Annotated in this window: 19 protein-coding genes; 2 read left to right on the plus strand and 17 right to left on the minus strand. The window is 67.9% G+C overall.

All coding sequences use genetic code 11. The features are described 5' to 3' along the window. Window positions 1-143 precede the first annotated feature (143 nt). The 12 genes from proC to dut form a co-directional block, all read right to left on the minus strand. Window positions 144-941: a pyrroline-5-carboxylate reductase gene (gene proC, locus DSX2_RS07990; RefSeq protein ID WP_020880662.1), complete on the minus strand. Its 798-nt coding sequence runs from the start codon at window positions 939-941 to the stop codon at window positions 144-146. 4 nt (window positions 942-945) lie between these two features. Beyond that, a complete protein-coding gene (gene ndk, locus DSX2_RS07995) occupies window positions 946-1,365 on the minus strand; it encodes a nucleoside-diphosphate kinase (RefSeq protein WP_020880663.1) in 420 nt (139 codons plus the stop codon). Window positions 1,366-1,406: 41 nt separating this feature from the next. Beyond that, window positions 1,407-2,201, minus strand: a complete 795-nt coding sequence (locus DSX2_RS08000; RefSeq protein ID WP_020880664.1) for an ABC transporter ATP-binding protein — start codon at window positions 2,199-2,201, stop codon at window positions 1,407-1,409. Next, window positions 2,189-3,085, minus strand: coding sequence for an ABC transporter permease (locus tag DSX2_RS08005; RefSeq protein ID WP_035041397.1), 897 nt, complete (start codon window positions 3,083-3,085; stop codon window positions 2,189-2,191). The genes DSX2_RS08000 and DSX2_RS08005 overlap by 13 nt, the downstream gene beginning before the upstream one ends. 73 nt (window positions 3,086-3,158) lie before the next feature. Beyond that, on the minus strand, window positions 3,159-4,115 hold the full coding sequence (locus DSX2_RS08010) for an ABC transporter substrate-binding protein (protein WP_020880666.1): 957 nt from the start codon (window positions 4,113-4,115) through the stop codon (window positions 3,159-3,161). Window positions 4,116-4,244: 129 nt separating this feature from the next. Then, on the minus strand, window positions 4,245-5,618 hold the full coding sequence (locus DSX2_RS08015; protein ID WP_020880667.1) for a divergent polysaccharide deacetylase family protein: 1,374 nt from the start codon (window positions 5,616-5,618) through the stop codon (window positions 4,245-4,247). 7 nt (window positions 5,619-5,625) lie between these two features. Then, a complete protein-coding gene (locus DSX2_RS08020; RefSeq protein ID WP_020880668.1) occupies window positions 5,626-6,969 on the minus strand; it encodes a S41 family peptidase in 1,344 nt (447 codons plus the stop codon). A 15-nt stretch (window positions 6,970-6,984) separates the two neighbouring features. Then, window positions 6,985-8,145, minus strand: coding sequence for a murein hydrolase activator EnvC (locus DSX2_RS08025; RefSeq protein WP_020880669.1), 1,161 nt, complete (start codon window positions 8,143-8,145; stop codon window positions 6,985-6,987). Continuing rightward, entirely contained in the window at window positions 8,142-8,819 is a 678-nt protein-coding gene (locus DSX2_RS08030) for an endonuclease III domain-containing protein (RefSeq protein WP_020880670.1), read from the minus strand. Before DSX2_RS08030 ends, DSX2_RS08025 begins: the two co-directional genes overlap by 4 nt. 175 nt (window positions 8,820-8,994) lie before the next feature. Beyond that, a complete protein-coding gene (locus DSX2_RS08035) occupies window positions 8,995-9,840 on the minus strand; it encodes a 50S ribosomal protein L11 methyltransferase (protein WP_020880671.1) in 846 nt (281 codons plus the stop codon). A gap of 91 nt (window positions 9,841-9,931) precedes the next feature. Continuing rightward, window positions 9,932-11,131, minus strand: coding sequence for an aspartate aminotransferase family protein (locus tag DSX2_RS08040; RefSeq protein ID WP_020880672.1), 1,200 nt, complete (start codon window positions 11,129-11,131; stop codon window positions 9,932-9,934). Window positions 11,132-11,150: 19 nt separating this feature from the next. Then, complete coding sequence (gene dut / locus DSX2_RS08045) at window positions 11,151-11,621, minus strand: dUTP diphosphatase (protein ID WP_020880673.1); 471 nt, start codon at window positions 11,619-11,621, stop codon at window positions 11,151-11,153. 167 nt (window positions 11,622-11,788) lie between these two features. On the opposite strand from dut, the gene glgP reads away from it, so the two are divergent. Both glgP and DSX2_RS08055 read left to right on the plus strand, forming a co-directional pair. Next, window positions 11,789-14,362, plus strand: coding sequence for an alpha-glucan family phosphorylase (glgP, locus tag DSX2_RS08050; RefSeq protein WP_020880674.1), 2,574 nt, complete (start codon window positions 11,789-11,791; stop codon window positions 14,360-14,362). A 159-nt stretch (window positions 14,363-14,521) separates the two neighbouring features. Next, the gene (locus tag DSX2_RS08055; RefSeq protein WP_020880675.1) at window positions 14,522-14,938 is read left to right on the plus strand and encodes a PilZ domain-containing protein; all 417 of its coding nucleotides are present in this window, start codon (window positions 14,522-14,524) and stop codon (window positions 14,936-14,938) included. A gap of 67 nt (window positions 14,939-15,005) precedes the next feature. On the opposite strand, the gene cobI is transcribed toward DSX2_RS08055, so the two are convergent. The 5 genes from cobI to DSX2_RS08080 are packed head-to-tail and all read right to left on the minus strand — an operon-like array spanning window position 15,006 to window position 19,377. Next, window positions 15,006-15,722 carry a precorrin-2 C(20)-methyltransferase gene (gene cobI, locus DSX2_RS08060; protein WP_020880676.1) on the minus strand — a complete coding sequence of 239 codons (717 nt, stop codon included), beginning with the start codon at window positions 15,720-15,722 and terminating at the stop codon, window positions 15,006-15,008. Continuing rightward, window positions 15,719-16,672: an ABC transporter substrate-binding protein gene (locus tag DSX2_RS08065; RefSeq protein WP_152512884.1), complete on the minus strand. Its 954-nt coding sequence runs from the start codon at window positions 16,670-16,672 to the stop codon at window positions 15,719-15,721. Before DSX2_RS08065 ends, cobI begins: the two co-directional genes overlap by 4 nt. Continuing rightward, on the minus strand, window positions 16,584-17,381 hold the full coding sequence (locus tag DSX2_RS08070; RefSeq protein WP_020880678.1) for an ABC transporter ATP-binding protein: 798 nt from the start codon (window positions 17,379-17,381) through the stop codon (window positions 16,584-16,586). The genes DSX2_RS08065 and DSX2_RS08070 overlap by 89 nt, the downstream gene beginning before the upstream one ends. Further along, window positions 17,378-18,481, minus strand: a complete 1,104-nt coding sequence (locus DSX2_RS08075; RefSeq protein ID WP_020880679.1) for an iron ABC transporter permease — start codon at window positions 18,479-18,481, stop codon at window positions 17,378-17,380. The genes DSX2_RS08070 and DSX2_RS08075 overlap by 4 nt, the downstream gene beginning before the upstream one ends. After that, entirely contained in the window at window positions 18,478-19,377 is a 900-nt protein-coding gene (locus DSX2_RS08080) for a sirohydrochlorin cobaltochelatase (protein WP_020880680.1), read from the minus strand. Before DSX2_RS08080 ends, DSX2_RS08075 begins: the two co-directional genes overlap by 4 nt. Window positions 19,378-19,393 lie beyond the last annotated feature (16 nt).

Below are 19,393 nucleotides of genomic sequence, written 5' to 3' on the forward strand. Positions count from 1 at the left end.
AGAAGATGAAGGACATGAAGCTGTGGGAGAAGCGCACGGGCCGCAAGAAGTAGGCCGCGCTTCCGCATAACGAATGCAGAAAGCCCCAGGAGGTCCTCCCCCGGGGGCTTTCTGCATTCCTCGCCTGAACGCCGCGGGCTCTCCTATTTGCCGAATTCGAGGCTGCGCCTGTAGGAGGCGCCCACGGCGTCGATGATGTGTCCGCGCGTGCCGGTGCGGTCCATGTGCATCAGCGCCTGGATGGTCGTGCCCGCCGGGCTCGTGACCATCTCGCGCAGGATGGAGAGATGGCGCCCGTCCAGCTCGGCCAGCGCGCAGGATCCGGCGAACAGGGCCTTGACCATGTCCGTGGCCGTGTCCCGGGGCAGCCCCAGGGCCACGGCGGACTCGATCATGGCTTCCATGAAGTAGAAGACATAGGCCGGGCCGGAGCCGACCACGGCGGTGAAGGCGTCGAGGTCCTTCTCCGCCAGCTCGTGCACCTGCCCCACGGCGCCGAATATCTCGCGCACCACGTTCCGGTCGGCCTCGCTGATTCCCGAGGCCTCTCCGAAGCACACGGCCGTGACGCCCCGGCCCACCAGGGCAGGGGTGTTGGGCATGACGCGCACGACGGGGCAGACGCCGCCCGACCAGGCACGCAGCTTCTCGGAGGTCAGCCCCGCCGCGATGGAGATGAGGCGCTTTTCCGCGCCGAGCTTCGGCGCGACGCTGCCGAGCATGGCCTGCATGTGCTGCGGCTTCACGGCCAGAACGATGTAGGTGCAGGCCGCGACGACGTCCGCGGGAGCGGCGGCGGGAACGAGCCCGCAGTCGCGGGCGAGTTCCTCCACCTTGCTCCTGCTGATGTCCGTGCCGTGGATCTCGTGCCCGGACTTGGCCAATCCCCGGATGATGGCCGACCCCATGTTCCCCGTGCCGATGAAGCCGATGCTGGCCATGGCGCTACCCCACGATCTCGAGCTGGCTGAAGAAGTAGGAGATCTCGAAGGCCGCGGTTTCGGGCGCGTCGGAGCCGTGCACCGAGTTGGCCTCGATGTTCTGCGCGTACGCCTTGCGGATGGTGCCTTCCTCGGCCTTCTCCGGGTTGGTGGCGCCCATCAGGGTGCGGTAGCGGGCGATGGCGTCCTCGCCCTCGAGAACGGAGACCAGGACCGGGCCGGAGCTCATGAAGGAGCACAGGTCGTTGTAGAAGGGGCGCTCCTTGTGCACGGCGTAGAAGCCGCCCGCCTGCTCGGCGGTAAGGTGCAGCCGCTTCATGGCCACAACCTTGAGGCCGGCCTCCTGGATCATCTTGAGGATGGCGCCGTCCAGGCTGCGAGCCGTGGCGTCGGGCTTGATGATGGAAAGGGTGCGCTGGATCATTGTTGTCTTCCTCCGGTGATGACGGTGATGGATGGGTTGGATTAGACGAGGAGCATCTTGTCCGAGGAAAAGACTTCTCCCTTGATGCTGTAGAAGCGGGCCAGGAGATCCTCCACCTGCAGCGTGGCCTTTTCCTCGCCCTGGATGTCCAGGATGATCTCGCCGCGGTGCAGCATGATCAGGCGGTTGCCGAGGGACAGGGCCTGGTTCATGTTGTGCGTGACCATGAGCGTGGTCAGGTGGTGGGTGCGAACGATCTCCTCGGTGAGCTGGAGGATCTGGTTCGCGGTCTTGGGGTCCAGGGCCGCTGTGTGCTCGTCCAGAAGCAGGATGCGCGGTTCGACCATGGTCGCCATGAGCATGGTCAGGGACTGCCGCTGCCCGCCGGAGAGCAGTCCCACGCGATCACCGAGCCGGTCCTCGAGTCCGAGGCCGATCTGGGCGAGCTGTTCACGGAAGAATTCGCGGTCGCGCGCCTTCACGCCGCGGGCGAGCCCGCGCCGCATGCCGCGCTTCATGGCCAGGGCCATGTTCTGCTCGATGGTCATGGACGCGCAGGTGCCGAGCAGCGGGTCCTGGAAGACCCGGCCGATGAAGCTGGCTCGTCTGTGCTCGGGCCAGGAGGTGACGTCCTGCCCCGCCAGGAGCATGCGGCCGGAGTCGAGCGGGAAGCCGCCCGAGATGGCCGAAAGCATGGTCGACTTGCCGGCGCCGTTGGAGCCGATGATGGTGATGAAGTCTCCCTTCTCGACCTTCAGGCTGATGCCGTTCAGGGCCAGCACCTCGTTGACGCTGCCCTTGTGGAAGTATTTGATGATGGAGTCTAGAACGAGCATTTGCTTTTCAACGTCTTCTTGATCTGCGGCGCGGTCAGGGCCAGGACGACGAGCACCGCGGTGATCAGCTTCAGGTCGCTGGGCTGGAAGGTGAAGTCGCCGATCTTCATGGCCAGGGCGAAGGCGATGGCCAGCCGGTAGAGCACGGAGCCGACGATGGCCGCGATCACGGCGCGGACCACGGTGCGGCAGCCGAGCAGGGTCTCGCCGATGATCACCGAGGCCAGGCCCGCCACGATGGTGCCCACGCCCATGTTCACGTCGGCCGCTCCCTGGTTCTGGGCCACGAGGCCGCCTGCCAGGGCCACGAGGGCGTTGGACAGACCCACGCTGCAGATGATCACCGTGTCCGTGTTCACGCCGAGGCTTCTGATCATCTGGGGATTGTCGCCCGTGGCCAGCATCGCCTGGCCGATCTCGGTGTGCAGGAACCAGATGAGCCCGACGACCGCGATCAGGGCCACGACGCCGAAGAGGAGCACCGAGGCCAGGTACGGCGGCACGCCCATCGCCACGACGTGGTCCATGACCGTGGGCTTGCCGAGGAGCGTCAGGTTCGGACGCCCCATGATCCGGATGGAGATCGAGTAGAGCGCGATCATGGTCAGGATGCTGGCCAGCAGGTGCAGGATCTTGAACTTGGTGTTCAGGATGCCCGTCACTGCTCCGGCCAAAAAGCCCGCGGCCGCGGCATAGAGCAGGGAGATGAAGGGGTTGTGCCCGGCGGTGATGGCGACGCTCGTGACCGCGGCGCCGAGCGGCAGGCTGCCGTCGACCGTGAGGTCGGGAAAGTCGAGGACCCGAAACGTCAGGTAGACGCCCAGGACCATGAGGCCGTAGACAAAGCCCTGCTCCAGGGCGCCGAAGAAAGCGTATGCGGTCATGTGTCGGTTTCGCCTGCGGATCATGAGGAAGGGGCGCTGCATCGGCCGCGCCCCTTCCGGTGTGGTCGGAATGCTACTTGAGGACCTTGTCGGCCCGCTTGATGAGCGACTCGGGCACGGTCACGCCGTACTTCTTGGCCATGGACAGGTTGACGTAGAGCATCAGATTCTTGAGGCTCTCGACGGGCATGTCCGCGGGCTTGGCGCCCTGGGTCAGGATGCGGTAGGCCATGTCGCCGGTCTGGCGGCCCATGCGGTAGTAGTCCACGGCGATGGCCGCGAGCACGCCGCGCTGCACGGAGTCGGTGTCGGCCGCGAAGAGGGGGATCTTGTTCTCCTCGCAGACCTTGACCACGGACTCGAGGGCCGAGATCACGGTGTTGTCCGTGGGAATGGTGATGGCGTCGACCTGGCCGACCAGGCTCTTGGCCGCGGTGTAGGCCTCGGCGGAGGTGGACACGGTGCGCGGCTCGACGGCGATGCCCTGCTTGGCGCACTCGTCCTTGATCTGGTTGAAGGAGACCACGGAGTTGGCCTCACCCGCGTTGTAGAGCACGCCGAGCGTCTTGATCTTGGGCAGGATATCCTTGATCAGGCCGATCTGGCGGTCTACCGGGCTCTTGTCGGTCATGCCGGAGATGTTGGCGCCGGGCTTGTCCATGCTCTTGACCAGGCCGGCGGACACGGGGTCGGTCACCGCGCTGATCAGGATGGGGATGTCCTTGATCTTCTGGGCCACGGCCTGGGCCGTCGGCGTGGCGATGGCCAGGATCAGGTCGGGATTGTCGCCCCTGATCTGGTTGGCGATCTGGATGGCCATGTCCATGGAGCCCTGTGCGGTGTAGACCTTGTAGTCCACGTCCAGGCCCTTTTCTTTCAGTTCGTCCTTGAAGCCTTCGCGCACGGCATCGAGCGCGGGGTGCTCGACGATCTGCGTGGTGCAGACGAGAAACTTCTTGGCCTGGGCCTCGTGGCCCTGGAGAAGCAGGGCCGCGGCAAGGGCCACGACGAGGGCGAGGAGCCTTTTCATGGATGTGCCTCCGGTCTCAGGGGTGTGGTGCGGGATCGACCGGGGTGGTGAAACGAAGCCGCCCCACCACCCGCAAAGCAGTCACTTTTTTCCTTTTTCGCCGGAACAGTCAAGCCCTGGCGCGGACGGCTACTTCCGCGAGGCGAGGCTCTTGGACGGATCGCGCGCCAGGCTGGACACGGCGACCATGCGCAGTCCGGGAGCCGCTTCCGAGGACCAGCGCTTGAGGGCGGCCAGGGTCCCGGGATGCGGGTGGCCGATGGCCACCGCGAAGCCGTTCTTGAGCGCCATGTTCTCGGCCTTCAGCAGCTGGAGCATGACGGCATCCTCGTTGGGGATGTTGTCCAGGAAGACGTGGCGGCCGACGAAGCGGACGTCGTACTGCGCGGCGGCGGCCTGTGCGGCCGAGCGGCTGCTGGTCCGGCTGTCCAGGAAGAAGAGGTTGTGCTTCTTGAGCACGGACATGACCACGCGCATGCCCCGCGCCGAGGAGGTGAACTTGGACCCCATGTGGTTGTTCATGCCTATGGCGCCCGGCACCAGGGTGATGTTGTGCTCGATGATGCGGGCGATCTCCGCGTCGCTCATGCGCGTGAGGACCACGCCGGGCCCGGGCTTGATGCGCGGGAAGTTGTTCGGCTCCATGGGCTGGTGGATGATCACGTCAAGGCCGTGCTTGTGGGCGATCTCGGCCGTGGCCTGCGTGTGCGAGGCCTGGGGCCAGATGGCGAAGGTCACGGGGTAGGGGAGCGCGGCCAGGGCCTCGGCCATGCGCACGTTCTCCCCGAGGTCGTCGATGACGATGGCCAGGACGCCGGTTCCGGTGGGCTTGGCCGCCGGACCGTCCGGCTGGGTGAAGCGCAGGATGTGCGTCTCGGTGCCCTGCAGGCTGATGGTCAGGGTGTCGCGGGCGGTCCGCTCGATCTTGGCCGCGGGCGCCCATTTCGCCAGGTTGGCGCGCAGGGGGGCGGCGAACTCGGACGGATCGTGCGCGAACTGCACGGAGATGGACTGCTTCAGATAGTCCGCATCGCCCTCGTGCTGGCGCGTCACTTCTATCAGGGAGTAGTGCTGCGGCCCGATGTCGAGCTGGCGCAGGGTGGTGAGCAGGGAGAAGTCGATCTTCTTCAGGTCGTCCTCGAAGGACGCACCGTACTCCTCGAAGGGGCGCTGCTCGCTCTCGTTCCCGGCCTGGGGCTCGGGGGTGGCGGGCGTCGCCTGGGGCGTCTGGGCCTCGTCCTGCCTGGGCTTCGGGGCGGAGGCCTGCTGGCCCGCCGCCTGGTCCCTGTCCGCCGTCCTGGGCTGCTCCACCGGCCGTTCGGTGGTGGACCTCTGCGGCAGGAGCGTGGAGAGGGGGCCCGTGGGCTTCAAAAGCACGAGCATGGTGGCAAGAAGCCCGGCCCCGGCCAGGGCCACGGTCAGCCAGTGCCAGTGGCGCCTAAGAAAACCGGGACCGCCCCCTTTCGAGGAACGGTCCCGTTTGCTGGACGATTTGCGTGTCATTTCAGTGCTATTGCAGAGCCTTGATGCGGGGGAGCTCCTTCACGAGCTCGACCGCCAGTCTGAGCTGGTTGTCGCGTTTGAGCATGGCGGCCGCCTTGCTGTCCGTCGGCTCGGCGGTCTTGCCTTCGTCGGCCCCGTTCTGGAGGTGGTGGCTCAGGTCCTTCTCGCGCAGGACGTTCAGGTCCTGCGGCTGCTCCTCGCGGGGAGCCTCGAAGGGCACGGCCACGTCGGGAACGATGCCCTCGGCCTGGATGGAGCGGCCGGAGGGGGTGTAGTAGAGCGCAGTGGTCAGCTTGATGCCCGAGCCGTCGGAGAGCGGGATGACCGTCTGCACCGAGCCCTTTCCGAAGCTGCGCTCGCCCACGATCAGGGAGCGCTTGCGGTCCTGCAGGGCGCCGGCCACGATCTCCGAGGCCGAAGCAGAGCCCGCGTTGATCAGCGTGACCATGGGCGCCTGCACGTCCGTGGTCTGCGCGGCCGCGTTGAAGTCCTTGCGCGAGGCGGGATCCTTGCCCTGGATGTAGACCACGAGGCCGCCGGTGAGGAAGGTGTCCGCCACGGACACGGCCTGGTTGAGCAGGCCGCCCGGGTTGTTGCGCAGGTCGAGGATCACGCCCTTGATGGCGCCGTTCTTGCGCCGGAACTCGGCGATCTTGTCGTGCAGCTCGCGAGTGGTGTTCTCGTTGAACTTGGTCACGCGCACGTAGAGGATGCCCTTGCCGAGCTCGTCCTCGCTCTTGACGCTGAGGATGGGAATCGTGTCGCGCACGATGGCCACGGTCTCGGGCTTCTGGGATTCCTTGTGCAGGATGGTCAGGTTGACCTTGCTGCCCTTGCGGCCGCGGATCTTGTTCACGGCGTCGAGCAGCGACATGTCGGCCGTGGGATGGCCGTCGATCTCGAGGATGATGTCGCCGGGCTTGAGGCCGGCCTTGTAGGCCGGGGTGTCCTCGATGGGCGAGACGACCGTCAGGCGGCCGTTCTCCATGGTGATCTCGATGCCGATGCCGCCGAACTCGCCCGATGTGCTGACCTGCATGTCGCGGAATTCCTCGGGGGTCATGAAGGCGGAGTGCGGATCGAGCTGCTGCAGAAGGCCCTTGATGGCGTCATCCATCAGTTCCTTGCGGGAGATGTCGCGGACGTAATAGTCCTCGACCAGGCCGAGGACTTGGCTGAAGCGCTTCAGGGCGTCGTAGCGGTCTTCCTGGGAACTGGCCTGGGAACTGGCCTGGGTGTTGCCCTGAGGATTGGGCTGGGAATTGGTGCTGTCGGCATGGAGCGTGCCCACCTGCGCGGACATCAGCATGACAAACACGGTAAATACGACCAGCCACCGTTTGATGCGCATATATCCTCCAGGAAGCTACTTCTTGCGGGCGCTCAGCCACTCGAGTGGGTTAACGGCTTTTTCGTGCCAGCGCAATTCAAAATAAAGGCCCGGGCCTTTGATTTCCGGGTAGTAACCGACCCGGCCGAGGACCTCGTCCTTCTCCACTTCCTGCCCCATGCGAACGTCGCTTTCGGAGAGATAGGCGTACAGGCTGTAGTAGTTTCCGCCATGGTACAGGATGATGACCTTGCCGAAGCCGCGCAGAACGTCGTCGTGCACGACCTTGCCCCACGACACGGCGCGCACCTGCGTGTTGTCGGACGCGGAGATGCCGAGGCCGCGCACGGGAGGGTTGCCCCCGGGATTGAAGCGCACCGCGAGGCGTCCGTCCGCGGGCCACGGCAGGCTGCCCTTGAAGTCGCCGAGGTCCCTGCTGGTCAGGACCTTCAGGCGGTACTTGAGGCCTTCCACGGTGGACACGATCTGGTTCAGCTCCTCTTCCTGGCTGACCTTCTCGGCGCGCACTTTCTGGATGTCCTTGGACAGGGCCAGCTTCTGCTCCAGAAGGTCGTCCTTGCGGGAGTTGATCGTGTCGAGCCTCTTCTGCACGTCCGCGCGCAACCGATCCTGCTCGGCCATGTTGGCCGCCAGCTCGCTCGTGCGCGCCGCCAGGGCGGCCAGCTTGTCGCCGCCGGCTCCGTACAGGGCGGAGAGCCAGGTGAAGCGGCGGTCGGCCTCCTCCCAGGAGGAGAGGCCCTTCAGCTTGTTCGTGGCGTTCTCGAGGTGCAGGGGCCAGAGCGCGGCCAGGATGCGGCCCAGGTCGCGCAGGACCGCGGTCCGCTCGTCCTCGATGCGGTCGTGCTCGGCCGCGATCTCCTTCTGCTTCTTCTCCACCGCGGCCATCTCGCGCTCCTGGCGCATGATGTCCGCGGTCAGGGAGTTGACCCGGTCCTCGGCCCCGGCGAGCTTGCCGAAGAGCGCGCGCTCCCGCTGCGAGAGCTTGCTCAGGGATTCCTTCTGCTGCTTGGCGCGGGCATTCTGCTGCTCGATGGACTGCTTGAGCTTGTTGACCTGCCCCTTGTCCGAGGACTTGGCGCGCGCCGCGGACAGGGGGGCAGCGGCGAGCGCGACCAGGACGAGTCCGAGGCCCAGGGACAGGCGGAGCCGCCGGACGAGGGAGACGAGCCGCCTCATGCCGCGCCCTCGAGGAACCGGCCGAGCGGGCACTCGCCGCACAGGGGCTTGGATTTCTTGCAGTAGACCTGCCCCAGGCGCACGATCAGGGAGTGGTATTCGTTGAACAGGGCCACGTCCGTGGGCAGGGCGTCGGTGAAGGCCTCCTGCAGTTCGTAATAGCCGACGTCCTCGGGAACGAGGCCGTGGCGCTGCATGAAGCGCGCGGTGTAGGCGTCGACCACGAAGGTCGGCTTGCGCAGGGCGTAGAGCAGCATGCTGTCCGCCGTCTCCGGCCCGATGCCGCGCACGGCCAGGATCTTCTCGCGCAGGGGCGCGAGCTCCTGGGCGGTCAGGTAGGGCAGGGCAGAGTCGTCGAGCGCCTCTTCCGAGGGCGCCTCGGCGGCGAGAAATTCGAGGAAGTTGCCCAGGCGCGCCGCCTTGACCCGGAAGTATCCGGCAGACCGGATGTGTTCCGCGAGCTCCTCGGGCGCGAGGGTGCGCATGGCGCGCGGAGTCAGGGCCTCCGCCTCCTTCAGGGTCGCGATGGCCTTCTGCACGTTCATCCAGCTGGTGTTCTGCGTCAGGATGCCGCCCACGGCGATCTCGAAGGCCGAGTCCGCAGGCCACCAGTCGCAGGGGCCGAAGGCTTCGCGGAGGGTCTCGTAGAAGAGGCGGATGGGGTTGGTCTTCATCTTGCCTTGGAATGGGGTGGCCGATGCGTGCGGCGCGTATTCATCGTCTTCGGCGGCACAGGGTACGGCCGAACGGCCGGAAGCGCAACCGCCCCGGCGGAGCCGTGCGCACGAAAGACCTGACACGGAGAAGTCCTCGGGAAAAACAGCACTGTCGCATCTCGCCGCGGCCGTCCTAGGCCCAGACGAGTGCCGCCCATTCCCCCTCGATGTGCGTCTTCGGCTCGCCGAGCCCCAACTGGGCGTAGGTCCTGGCGACCGAGGGGGCCTGCTCCGTGAGGATGCCCGAGAGCACGAGCGCGCTTCCCGGCGCCAGATGGGAGTGGACCGGACGCGAGAGGGCGATCAGCGGACCGGAGAGGATGTTGGCCACGATGAGCCCGAAGGTCCGCTCCGGACGCAGGCAGTCGATGCTGCCCACGGCCGTGGAGACCATGTCCGCGACATGGTTGGCGGCCAGGTTCTCCTCGGCGCAGGCCACTGCCTGGGGGTCGATGTCCAGGGCCACGCCGCGGCAGCCGAGCAGGGCGAGGCCGATGGCCAGGATGCCCGAGCCGGTGCCGAGATCCAGAAATTCCGGCTTCGCGTCGAGCCTGCCGGACTCGGCGAGGCTGCCGATGGCCGCGAGGCAGAGCGCGGTGGTCGGATGATGGCCGGTGCCGAAGGCCATCTTGGGCTCGATGATGATGCTCTTGCGCCGCGCGTCGCGCTGTTCCGCCAGCCAGGGCGGCAGCACCTCGAAGGTCTCCCCGGTCTGCACCGGGGTGAAGAAGTCGCGCCAGGCCATGGCCCAGTCCTGCGGGTCGACCTCGCTTCTCTTGAGGTCGCTTCCCGGGAAGGCGGCGGCAAGCTCGCGGGCGAGCTCCTCGGCCAGCGGGTGGTCCTCCAGATGGAAGGTGAACCAGGTGCGGCCGTCGACCGGGGAGAGATTCTCCTCCCAGCCCTGGGGCACGCGCTCCGTGAGAAAGGCTATGGCGCGCTCGTAGTCGTCCTGGAGCACTGCGAATTCGAACTTGTCCACGGTGGACTCCTCTTTGGGGACGGCGCGCTTCCGGTTCGGCCCGGCCGGGAACTTTCCCGGCCGGGCCGCCGAAAGGCGTTGCGGATGGCCTCTAGGAGGCCTTCAGGACATCGCTCAGGGCCTGGGCGAAGAGGTCCAGGTCCGAGCGTTCGATGGTCAGGGGAGGCAGGAGCCGAAGCACCTTGTCCTGGGTCAGGTTCAGGATGAAACCCTTGTCCAGGAGGTGTTCCCAGACTTCCTTGCCGGGCTTGGCGAGCTCGATGCCGATGATCAGGCCGCGGCCCCGCACGTCGGTGATGGCGCCGGGCACGGCGGCGGACACGCCCCTGAAGAGCTCCTTGGCGTACTCGCCCATCTCCCTCGCCCGCTCGGCCAGGCCGTCGCGCTCCATGATCTCGATGACCTTGTCGGCCACGCGCGAGAGCAGGGCGCCGCCGCCGAAGGTGGTGGCGTGGCTGCCGGGCTTGAAGGCGCGGGCGGCCTCGTCCGTGGCCAGCATGGCGCCCATGGGCAGGCCGTTGGCCAAGGCCTTGGCCGAGGTGAAGACGTCCGGGGTCAGGCCGTATTCCTGGAAGGCCCAGAAGCTGCCCGTGCGGCAAAGGCCCGTCTGGACCTCGTCGACCATGAAGAGCACGCCCCGCTCCTGGCAGAGCTTCTGCACGCCGCGCAGGTACTCGGGCGGCAGCGGCCGCACGCCGCCCTCGCCCAGGATGACCTCGAGCAGCACGGCCGCGGTCATCTCGCCCATGGCCTCCTCGAGGGCCGCAAGGTCGTTCCAGGGTACGGTCACGAAGCCGTCGGGCAGGGGATCGAAGCCGTCCTTGACCTTCTGCTGGCCCGTGGCCGTGAGCGTGGCCAGGGTCCGGCCGTGGAAGGATCCGGCAAGGGTGATGACCTCGTAGGCCTTGGTGCCCCGCACGGTGCGGTGGTAGCGCCGGGCGAGCTTGATGGCCGCCTCGTTGGCCTCCGCGCCGGAGTTGCAGAAGAAGACCTTGTCGCTGTGGCAGGTGCCGAGGATGCGCTCGGCCAGGGCCACCTGCTCCTGCTGGTAGAAGAGGTTCGAGACGTGGACGAGCTTCCCCGCCTGCTCGCAGATGACCTGGGTGATCTCGGGATGGCAATGGCCGAGCGAGGTCACGGCGATGCCGGAGAGCAGGTCGATGTATTCCTTGCCCGCCATGTCGTAGAGCCGCGAGCCGGAGCCCCGGGCGATGTCCAGGGGGTACCGGCCGTAGGTGTGGCAGACCGCCGAAAGCTCGCAGGTCTTCAATTCGTCGAAGGATGTTTTCATGATCGTCTCACTGACTGATTTACAGTTTGCCCGTGTGTCCGAAGCCACCTGTTCCCCGCGCCGTGGAGGAGAGGTCGTCGCACGCGACGACGCCGGCTCGTCGGAAGGGCATGAAGACGAGTTGGGCGATGCGCTGGCCGCGCGTGACGACGCGGGGCTCGCCCGATGTGTTGAGCAGGCAGACCTTGATCTCGCCCCGGTAGTCGGGGTCGATGACGCCCACGCCCTGGGCCACGGTCAGGCCGTCCTTGGCGCCGAGGCCGCTGCGGGAGAAGACGAAGCCCGCCCAGCCCGGCTCGGAGATTTCGATGGCCACCCCGGCACCCACGAAGGCACGTCCGCCCGCGGGCACGGTAATGGAATCCTCGTCGAGGCAGGCGCGCAGGTCGAGCCCCGCGGAGTGCTCCGTGGAGTACTCGCAGCCGTGTTCCTCCCAGACAGGGTGGAGGAATTTGAACCTGACTTCCAATGGGATCGTGGCCTGGGTCATGCGTTTCTCCGAAATGTCCCGCAGGGGCGGGCAAGGGGGCGACCGTATGCGTTTGATCCGTAAAAGGCAACAGGCCCGCCGCCTCGCCCATTGCAATTTGGGTCTGCTTTGGGCACTAGGATAAGGAACCGTCCGCCATCGAGGACGGAGATACCGGAGGAACGAACATGCGCCCCATTCGCAGCTTCAGCGTCGTACCGCGGCTTCCCCCCAAGCTGGAAGCCATGTGGGAGCTCGCCTACAACTACTGGTTCTCCTGGAACGATGCGGTCGCCGACCTCTTCGCGCAGATAGATCTGGACCTGTGGCGCGCCTGCTACGGCAACCCCGTCGCCTTCCTGAACCAGCTGCCCCAGCGCACGCTGGAGGAGCTGTCGCGCGACGAGTTCTTCGTGGAACGCGTGCGCGACGCCCAAAAGAGCCTGCACGACTATCTTTCCCGCGCGGCCACGCCCGTCTCCTTTCCCGATCACGACAGGGACGGCCCGGCCGTGGCCTATTTCAGCGCCGAGTTCGGCCTGGACGTGAGCCTGCCCATCTATTCCGGCGGGCTCGGCATCCTCGCGGGCGACCACCTGAAGTCCGCCTCGGACCTGAACGTGCCCCTGGTGGCCATCGGCCTGGCCTACAAGAAAGGCTATTTCCGCCAGTACCTGACCCCGGACGGCTGGCAGCAGGAGCGCTATCCCGACGCCGACTTCGAGCAGCTGCCCATCTCCCTGGTGAAGCAGGACGACGGCCAGCCCCTGACCATCGGCGTGGAGCTGGCCGAGCGTTCCTGCCAGGCCCAGATCTGGCGCGTGGACGTGGGCCGCATCAAGCTCTTCCTCCTGGACACGAACATCGAGGCCAACGATCCGGATCTGCGCGAGATCACCGCCCAGCTCTACGGCGGCGACTGGGAGATGCGCATCCGCCAGGAGATACTGCTCGGCGTGGGCGGCATCCGCGCCCTGTGGGCCATGGGGCTCAAGCCCACGGTCATCCATATGAACGAAGGACACAGCGCCTTTGCCGGACTCGAGCGCATCCGGGTGTTCATGAGCGAGGACAAGCTCTCCTTCGAGGCGGCCATGGAGCTTGCCGCCTCCACCTCGGTCTTCACCACGCACACCCCGGTGCCCGCGGGCAACGACCGCTTCGACCCGGGGCTCATGCAGCGCTACTTCGAGGGCTACGCCAAGAGCATCGGCCTGGCCTTCAAGGTCTTCCTGGCGCTCGGCCGCGAGGATCCGCGCGACGACTCTGAGTCCTTCTGCATGACAGTGCTGGCGCTTCGCCTCTCGCGCTTCAACAACGGCGTCTCGGAGCTGCACGGCAAGGTCTCGCGCAACATGTGGAAGAAGGTCTGGCCGCAGTATCCCGTGGACGACGTGCCCATCAACGCCATCACCAACGGCGTGCACCAGCCGTCCTTCGTGGCCCCGGACATGGCCGCGCTCTACGACCGCTACCTGGGCGTGAACTGGAAGGAGGACCCGGACTGCTCGCGCGTCTGGCGGCAGGCGCAGAACATCCCGGACTCCGAGCTCTGGCGCACACACGAGCGGCTGCGCGAGCGGCTCATCGACTACGTGCGCTACCGCGTGGCCGAGAGCCTGCGCCGCCGCGGCGCGAGACGCAGGGAGATCGAGGAGGCCCAGGAGCTCCTGGACCCTCGCGCCCTCACCGTCTGCTTCGCCCGACGCTTCGCCACCTACAAGCGGGCCAACCTCCTGTTCATGGACGTGGAGCGGCTGAAGCGCCTGCTCTCGAATCCGGACAAGCCGGTCCAGTTCATCTTCGCCGGAAAGGCGCACCCCCAGGACAACGAGGGCAAGACTCTCATCCAGCAGATCGTGCAGCTCTCGCGCACCCCGGAGCTCAAGAACAAGATCGTCTTCATCGAAGACTACGACATGGACGTGGCCAAGCACATGGTGCAGGGCGGCGACGTGTGGCTCAACAACCCCCGCGTGCCCCTGGAGGCCTGCGGCACCTCGGGCATGAAGGCCATGTCCAACGGCGTGCTCAACGTCAGCACCCTGGACGGCTGGTGGGCCGAGGCCTACCAGTCCGACAACTCCGTGGGCTACGGCGTCGGGCGCGGCGAGATCTACGAGGACTGGGGCTACCAGGACTTCGTGGAGAGCCACACCCTGTTCAACGTGCTCGAGACCGACGTGGTCCCGGACTTCTACGAGCGCGGCCACGGCAACCTGCCGCGCAGCTGGGTCAGGCGCATGAAGAACGCCCTGGTGCAGCTCGGGCCGGTGTTCAGCGCCCACCGCATGGTCGAGGACTACATGCGCAAGGCCTACCTGCCCGCCTTCGAGAACTACCACAAGCTGGCCCAGGCCGACTTCGCCAAGGCCAAGGAGCTCGCCGCCTGGCGGATGGATCTGATGACCAAGTGGAGCGAGATCCACATCCGCAACGTGCGCACCGAGGTGCCGGAGCAGGTCTTCGTGGGCGAGCCCTTCGTCGTGGAGGCGGAGATCTGGCTCGACGGGCTCACGACCGACGACGTGAAGGCGGAACTCTACGCCGGGCAGATCAATCAGGACGGCGAGATGGTCCAGCGACGGACCGTGGAGCTCCAGTCCGAGGGCAAGACCGAGGACGACTGGCACGTCTACAAGGGCGAACTGATGCCCGCGGAGGCCGGGCGCTTCGGCTTCACCATCCGCATCCTGCCCTTCCATCCGCTGCTCATCGACCCGCGTTCCCTGGGGCTCATCCGCTGGGTGGACGCGCGCTAGGTCGAATGGGGCGGCGTTTTCGAGGGGGCTTGCGCGCGGGCTCTCCTTGGCGTACAGGCAGGTGCCATGGAGGGGGAGCGCCGCTTTGTGCGGCGTCTTTCACGGCGCCGCGCGTCGCTGCTTGGCGGGCGGCCGGCTGAACCGAAATCCTGGAACGCAATGTCCTTTCTCGACAAGATACTGAAGGTCGCGGCCGCCGGCCGCGCCCGCGCGGACAAGCGCTCGGCCCTGCGCGTCGAGGTGCCCCTGCTGCGCGCCAAGGTGGCCGACAAGCCCGTGAGCATCAGCGTGCGCGACATCAGCGCGGACGGCGTCTCGCTCAATGCCGTGGCCCGCGACCTGAAGCCCGGCAACGAGATCCTCGTGAACCTCTTTCTCGGCTCGAGGCTGCTCCTGGATGGTCTGGCCGTGCGCATCGTGCGCGTGGACAAGGGCTACGTGGGCGGGCAGTTCAGCCGTCTCACGCCGGGGCAGGCGGACTTCCTGCGCGAGTTCGTGCGCAGCGCGGGCGAGCGCGCCGTGAACTGCGAGGCCACGGGCATGGCCGGGACGGCCGCCGCGTCGATCAAGTTCTGACGGATAAACCTGCGGGTGATTTTTCGCGAGGGGGACGGCATGCCGTCCCCCTCGTTTTTTTGTCGGGCTATTTTTTCCGCTCTTTGGGCAGCAGGAAGAGGGAGAAGTAGGGCAGCGTCTCGGGGACCTCGTCCAGGCCCTGGTAGCGGGCCTCGTCCGCCATGCCCAGGCAGGAGACGGCCTGCACGCGTTCGGACAGGCCGAGGCGGCTGACGACTTTGCGGATGGTGGGGAGGTTGCGGTAGGCCTTGAGCACCACGGCGTTGTCCGCCGTGGCGAGCGTGGTCTCGAGCTTCTCCTCCGCGGCGATGCCCGAGATCACGCACAGGCCTTCCTCGCCTTCCACCAGGGGCGTCAGCGCGGCCGCGGCCGCGGCCTGGTACGAGGTCACCCCGGGCACCGCCTGCACGGGCGCCTCGGGCTCCAGGGCCCGCAGGGTGCGCAGCAGGTAGCCGAAGGTGCTGTAGGTCATGGGATCGCCCAGCGTCAGGAAGACGGCGTCCTCGCCCCTGGAAAGGACCGCGAGCACCTTGCGCGCCGCCTCTTCCCAGGCCGCGGCGAGGATCACCTCGTCGCGGGTCATGGGGAATTCCAGGCGCTCCACGCGCGCGCCCTCCGAAAGGTGGACGCGGGCTATCTCCAGGGCGTGGGACTGCCCGTTGCGCGGCGAGGCCGCGGTGAACACGGTGGCGGTCGCGGCCAGGATGCGCGCGGCCTTGACGGTCATGAGCTCCGGATCGCCGGGGCCCACGCCCACGGCGTACAGGGTGCCGAGCGTGCTCATTGCTTCACCTCGCCCGTGCCGTCAGTGAGCGCTGCGGCGCATTCCGGATGCAGGAAGGCGGCGAGCTCCTCCACGGCCTGCACGTTTCCGGGGCCGGGCCGGGAGAAGCGGCGTTCGTCAACGGTCAGCACCCGGCCGTTCTTCACCGCGGAAAGCTCGCTGAACTGGTCGCGTTCGGCAGGCGGCTGGGGTTCCGGATTCATGGGCCCCTTCTGGACCACGTAGGCCTCGGGCTGCAGGGCGAGCAGCGCCTCGAGCCCCAGGGGCACATGGTTGCGCCGATCGGCCGGGCAGTTGCGGCCGCCCGCGCGGCGCACGATCTCTCCGGCCATGCTTCCGGCCCCGGCCGCCAGGAGAGGCGGATAGCGGACCTCGAAGAAGACGCTCGGTTCCGGCCGTCCGGCCACGGCCTCGGCCACGCGCGCAAGGCGCGCCTGCATCCCGGACACCGCCTCTTCGGCCGCGTCCTCCGCTCCGGTCAGCTCACCCAGGGCACGGTAGGCGTCGAAGAGTTCGTCGAAGGAGTTCATGCGCAGCACGACTACCGAAAGGCCGTGGCGTCGCAGCTCCTGTACCTCGGCCAGCGCGGCCTCGCGCCCGCCGAGTTGCAGCACCAGATCGGGCCTGGCGCCCATGACCAGCTCCAGGTTGGGCCGCAGGTGGGTGCCCACGGTGGGCAGCTTGTCCAGGGCGGGCAGCGCGGCCTCGGTCTTGGTGCGGGCCACGATCCTGTCCGCGCGTCCGAGCGCAGCCAGGATGTCGTCGAAGCCCGCGTACAGGGTGACGATGCGTCGCGCCGGGCCGTCCAGGCGGACCGTGGTCCCGGTGGCGTCGGTGAGGCTGATCCCGGCCCTGGCCGGGCTAGGCAGCAGGAGCAGGAGCAGCAGGCACGAACAGAGCCTGCGGAGCACCCGTGCGCGGGTGGTGTACGATGTCCACGTCGGTTTCATATATCTCCATGAGAATTTCGCGCGTGAAGATTTCGGGCGTTTCGCCCTGGCGCGCGATGCGTCCGTTCTTGAGGAAGACGAGCCGTCGGCAGTAGAGCGCGGCCAGGTTCAGGTCGTGCATGACCGAGACCACCGTGGTTCCGGCCCGGCAGCGCGCGGCCAGCAGGTCGTGCACGGCCATGCGCGACGCGGCGTCCAGACCCGCGGCCGCCTCGTCCAGGAGGAGCAGGGGCGTTTCCTGGGCCAGGGCGCGGGCGATGAGCACGCGCCGGAATTCGCCGCCCGAGAGATGGTCAACGGGCCGGTCGTAGAGACGCTCCACCCCGGTCTCGCGCATGGCCGCCCAGGCTGCGTCGTAGTCCGCCTCGGACCACCCCCCGAGCAGGGGCAGGCGTGCCTGGCGGCCCATGAGCACGACGTTCAGCGCGCGAAGGCCGAGGCCCGGATCGGCCCGTTGCGGCACGGCGGCGATGAGCAGGGCGCGCTCGCGCGGGGAGAGGCCCGCGAGGTCCCGTCCGTCCACCTGGACCGTGCCCGCCTCCGGCGCGAGTTGTCCGGCGAGGGCCGCGAGCAGGGTGCTCTTGCCCGCGCCGTTGGGCCCGAGCACGCCGACCATGGTCCCGCGCTCGACCGCGAGGTCCAGCCCCTGCAGCACGGTGCGGCCGTCGTACCCGGCGTGAAGTCCGCCTGCCTGGATGATGGCGGTCATGCCTCCCTCCGGCCCCGGCGCACCAGCACCAGGCAGAAGAAGGGGCCGCCGCACAGCGCGGTGACCACGCCAACGGGCAGCTCCAGGCCGCCGGGCAGCATGGAGCGGGCAAGCACGTCCGCCCAGAGCAGGGTGAGGCCGCCGAGCAGCCCGGAGAAGACGAGCAGGGGCCTGTGCTCCGCGCCGACCATGCGTCGCGCCATGTGCGGCACCACGAGCCCCACGAAGCCGATGACTCCGGATACGGACACTGCCGCGCCCGCGAGCAGGCTCGCGGCCACCAGCAGGCGGCGCCGGGCGCGCGGCGCGTCCACGCCGAGGAGCCCGGCCTGGGCGCTTCCGAGCGAGAGCGCGTCCAGGTCGCGCGCCCACAGGCCGAGGAGCGCGAGCCCTGCGATCAGATACGGCAGAAGAAGCAGCAGATGGCCCGCGCCCCGGCCCTGCAGGCTGCCCATGAGCCAGAAGACGATGTTGGCCGTGGACTCCTCGTTCAGGGCCTTGAGCAGGGCGATGCAGGCGGCCAGTACCGTGGCGACCACGATTCCGGCCAGGACCAGGGTCTCGCGGCCCGGGCCGCGTGCCGCCCTGGCGAGCAGCAGGACAGCGGCCAGCGCGGCCATGGCGCCGCAAAGCCCGGCGAGGGGCAAGACGCCCACGGGCAGGCCGAGGAGCGTCAGGGCCGTGCGCGCGCCAAGGCCGAAGAAGATGGCCAGGCTCGCGCCGCAGGCCGCGCCGGTGGAGACGCCCAGGGTGAAGGCGTCGGCCAGCGGGTTTCGCAGCACGCCCTGGAAGACGCAGCCGGACACGGCCAGCGCCAGGCCCACGCAGAAGGCCAGGAGCCCGCGCTGCAGGCGCAGGTCCAGGACCACGCTCCGCAGCACCGGGTCCATTGCCGGGGGCTGTCCGCCCGGGGCGAAGAGGGTGCCCAGGGCGCGCCAGACGTCGGCCTCGGGCACGTGCAGCGGGCCGATGGCGCAGGCCAGGGGCAGCGAGGCCAGGCACAGCGCTCCGAGGAGCAGCGCGCCGCACGTGCGCCGTGCGGCGCGCCGCCGCTCGGCGGCCAGCAGGCCGGGCAGGGTGACGGATTCCGCTTCGTTCACTGCTGCTGGCGCGGCGAAGGGAGGGCCGACATGGCCGTGTGCAGGTGCTCGACCCACAGCCTGGCCACGCTGTCCAGGGAGGACAGGCCGGACATCTTCACCTGCACGTCGTAGCCCTGGGCCTTCATCCGTCCGGCCCAGGAGTCGGGGGAGTCGCCGCCGATGTCGTTGTGCGCGTGGTCTCCGGCCACGGCCATGAGCGGCACGAGGCGGACCGTCCGCACGTCGAGCGTCTTCAGCCTGGCGATGATGCCGTCCTCGTCCTGCATGCCTTCGACCGTGCCCACGAAGTAGGAGGGCGACACGTTCCACAGGTCGTACTGGATGGCCGGATAGGCCACGCTGGCCGGGTGCGCGGTGCCGTGTCCCACGAAGATCACGGCCTCCTTCTCGGCCAGGGGATACTGCGCGGCCAGGGCCTCGGCGACCTGGGCCAGGTCGTGCTCGGTGGAGAGGAGCGGCAGGCCCACGGAAACGTGCGCCGGACCGTCCGTGAGGCCCTGCATGGCCATGCAGGTGCGCACGAGCTCATGGAACTCGATGCCCGGGATCACGTGCAGGGGCTGCACCGCGACGCTGGTGAAGCCTTCCTGGGCCATACGCGCCAGCGCCATGGCCGGGGAATCGGGCCGCCGCCCCGTCTCCTTGGTCACGAGGTCGCGCACGATGTGCGAGGTGAAGGCCCAGCGCACGGGCACTCCGGGGAAGGCCTGCTGGACCATGGCCTCGACGTTGCCGTAGGAGGCGCGTGCCTCGTCCACGCTCGAGCCGAAGGCGACGAGCAGGATGCCGGTCTTGTCCGGGCGCGGCTTGCCGTGGGCGGCCAGGGCCGGTTGCAGGGAGAAGAGCAGAAGGAAGACGGCCAGAAGGGTGTTCCGGATCGAACGCACGGGCATGAGAGCCTCCTACGAT

It is taken from the genome of Desulfovibrio sp. X2 (assembly GCF_000422205.1).
GTDB lineage: Bacteria > Desulfobacterota > Desulfovibrionia > Desulfovibrionales > Desulfovibrionaceae > Alkalidesulfovibrio.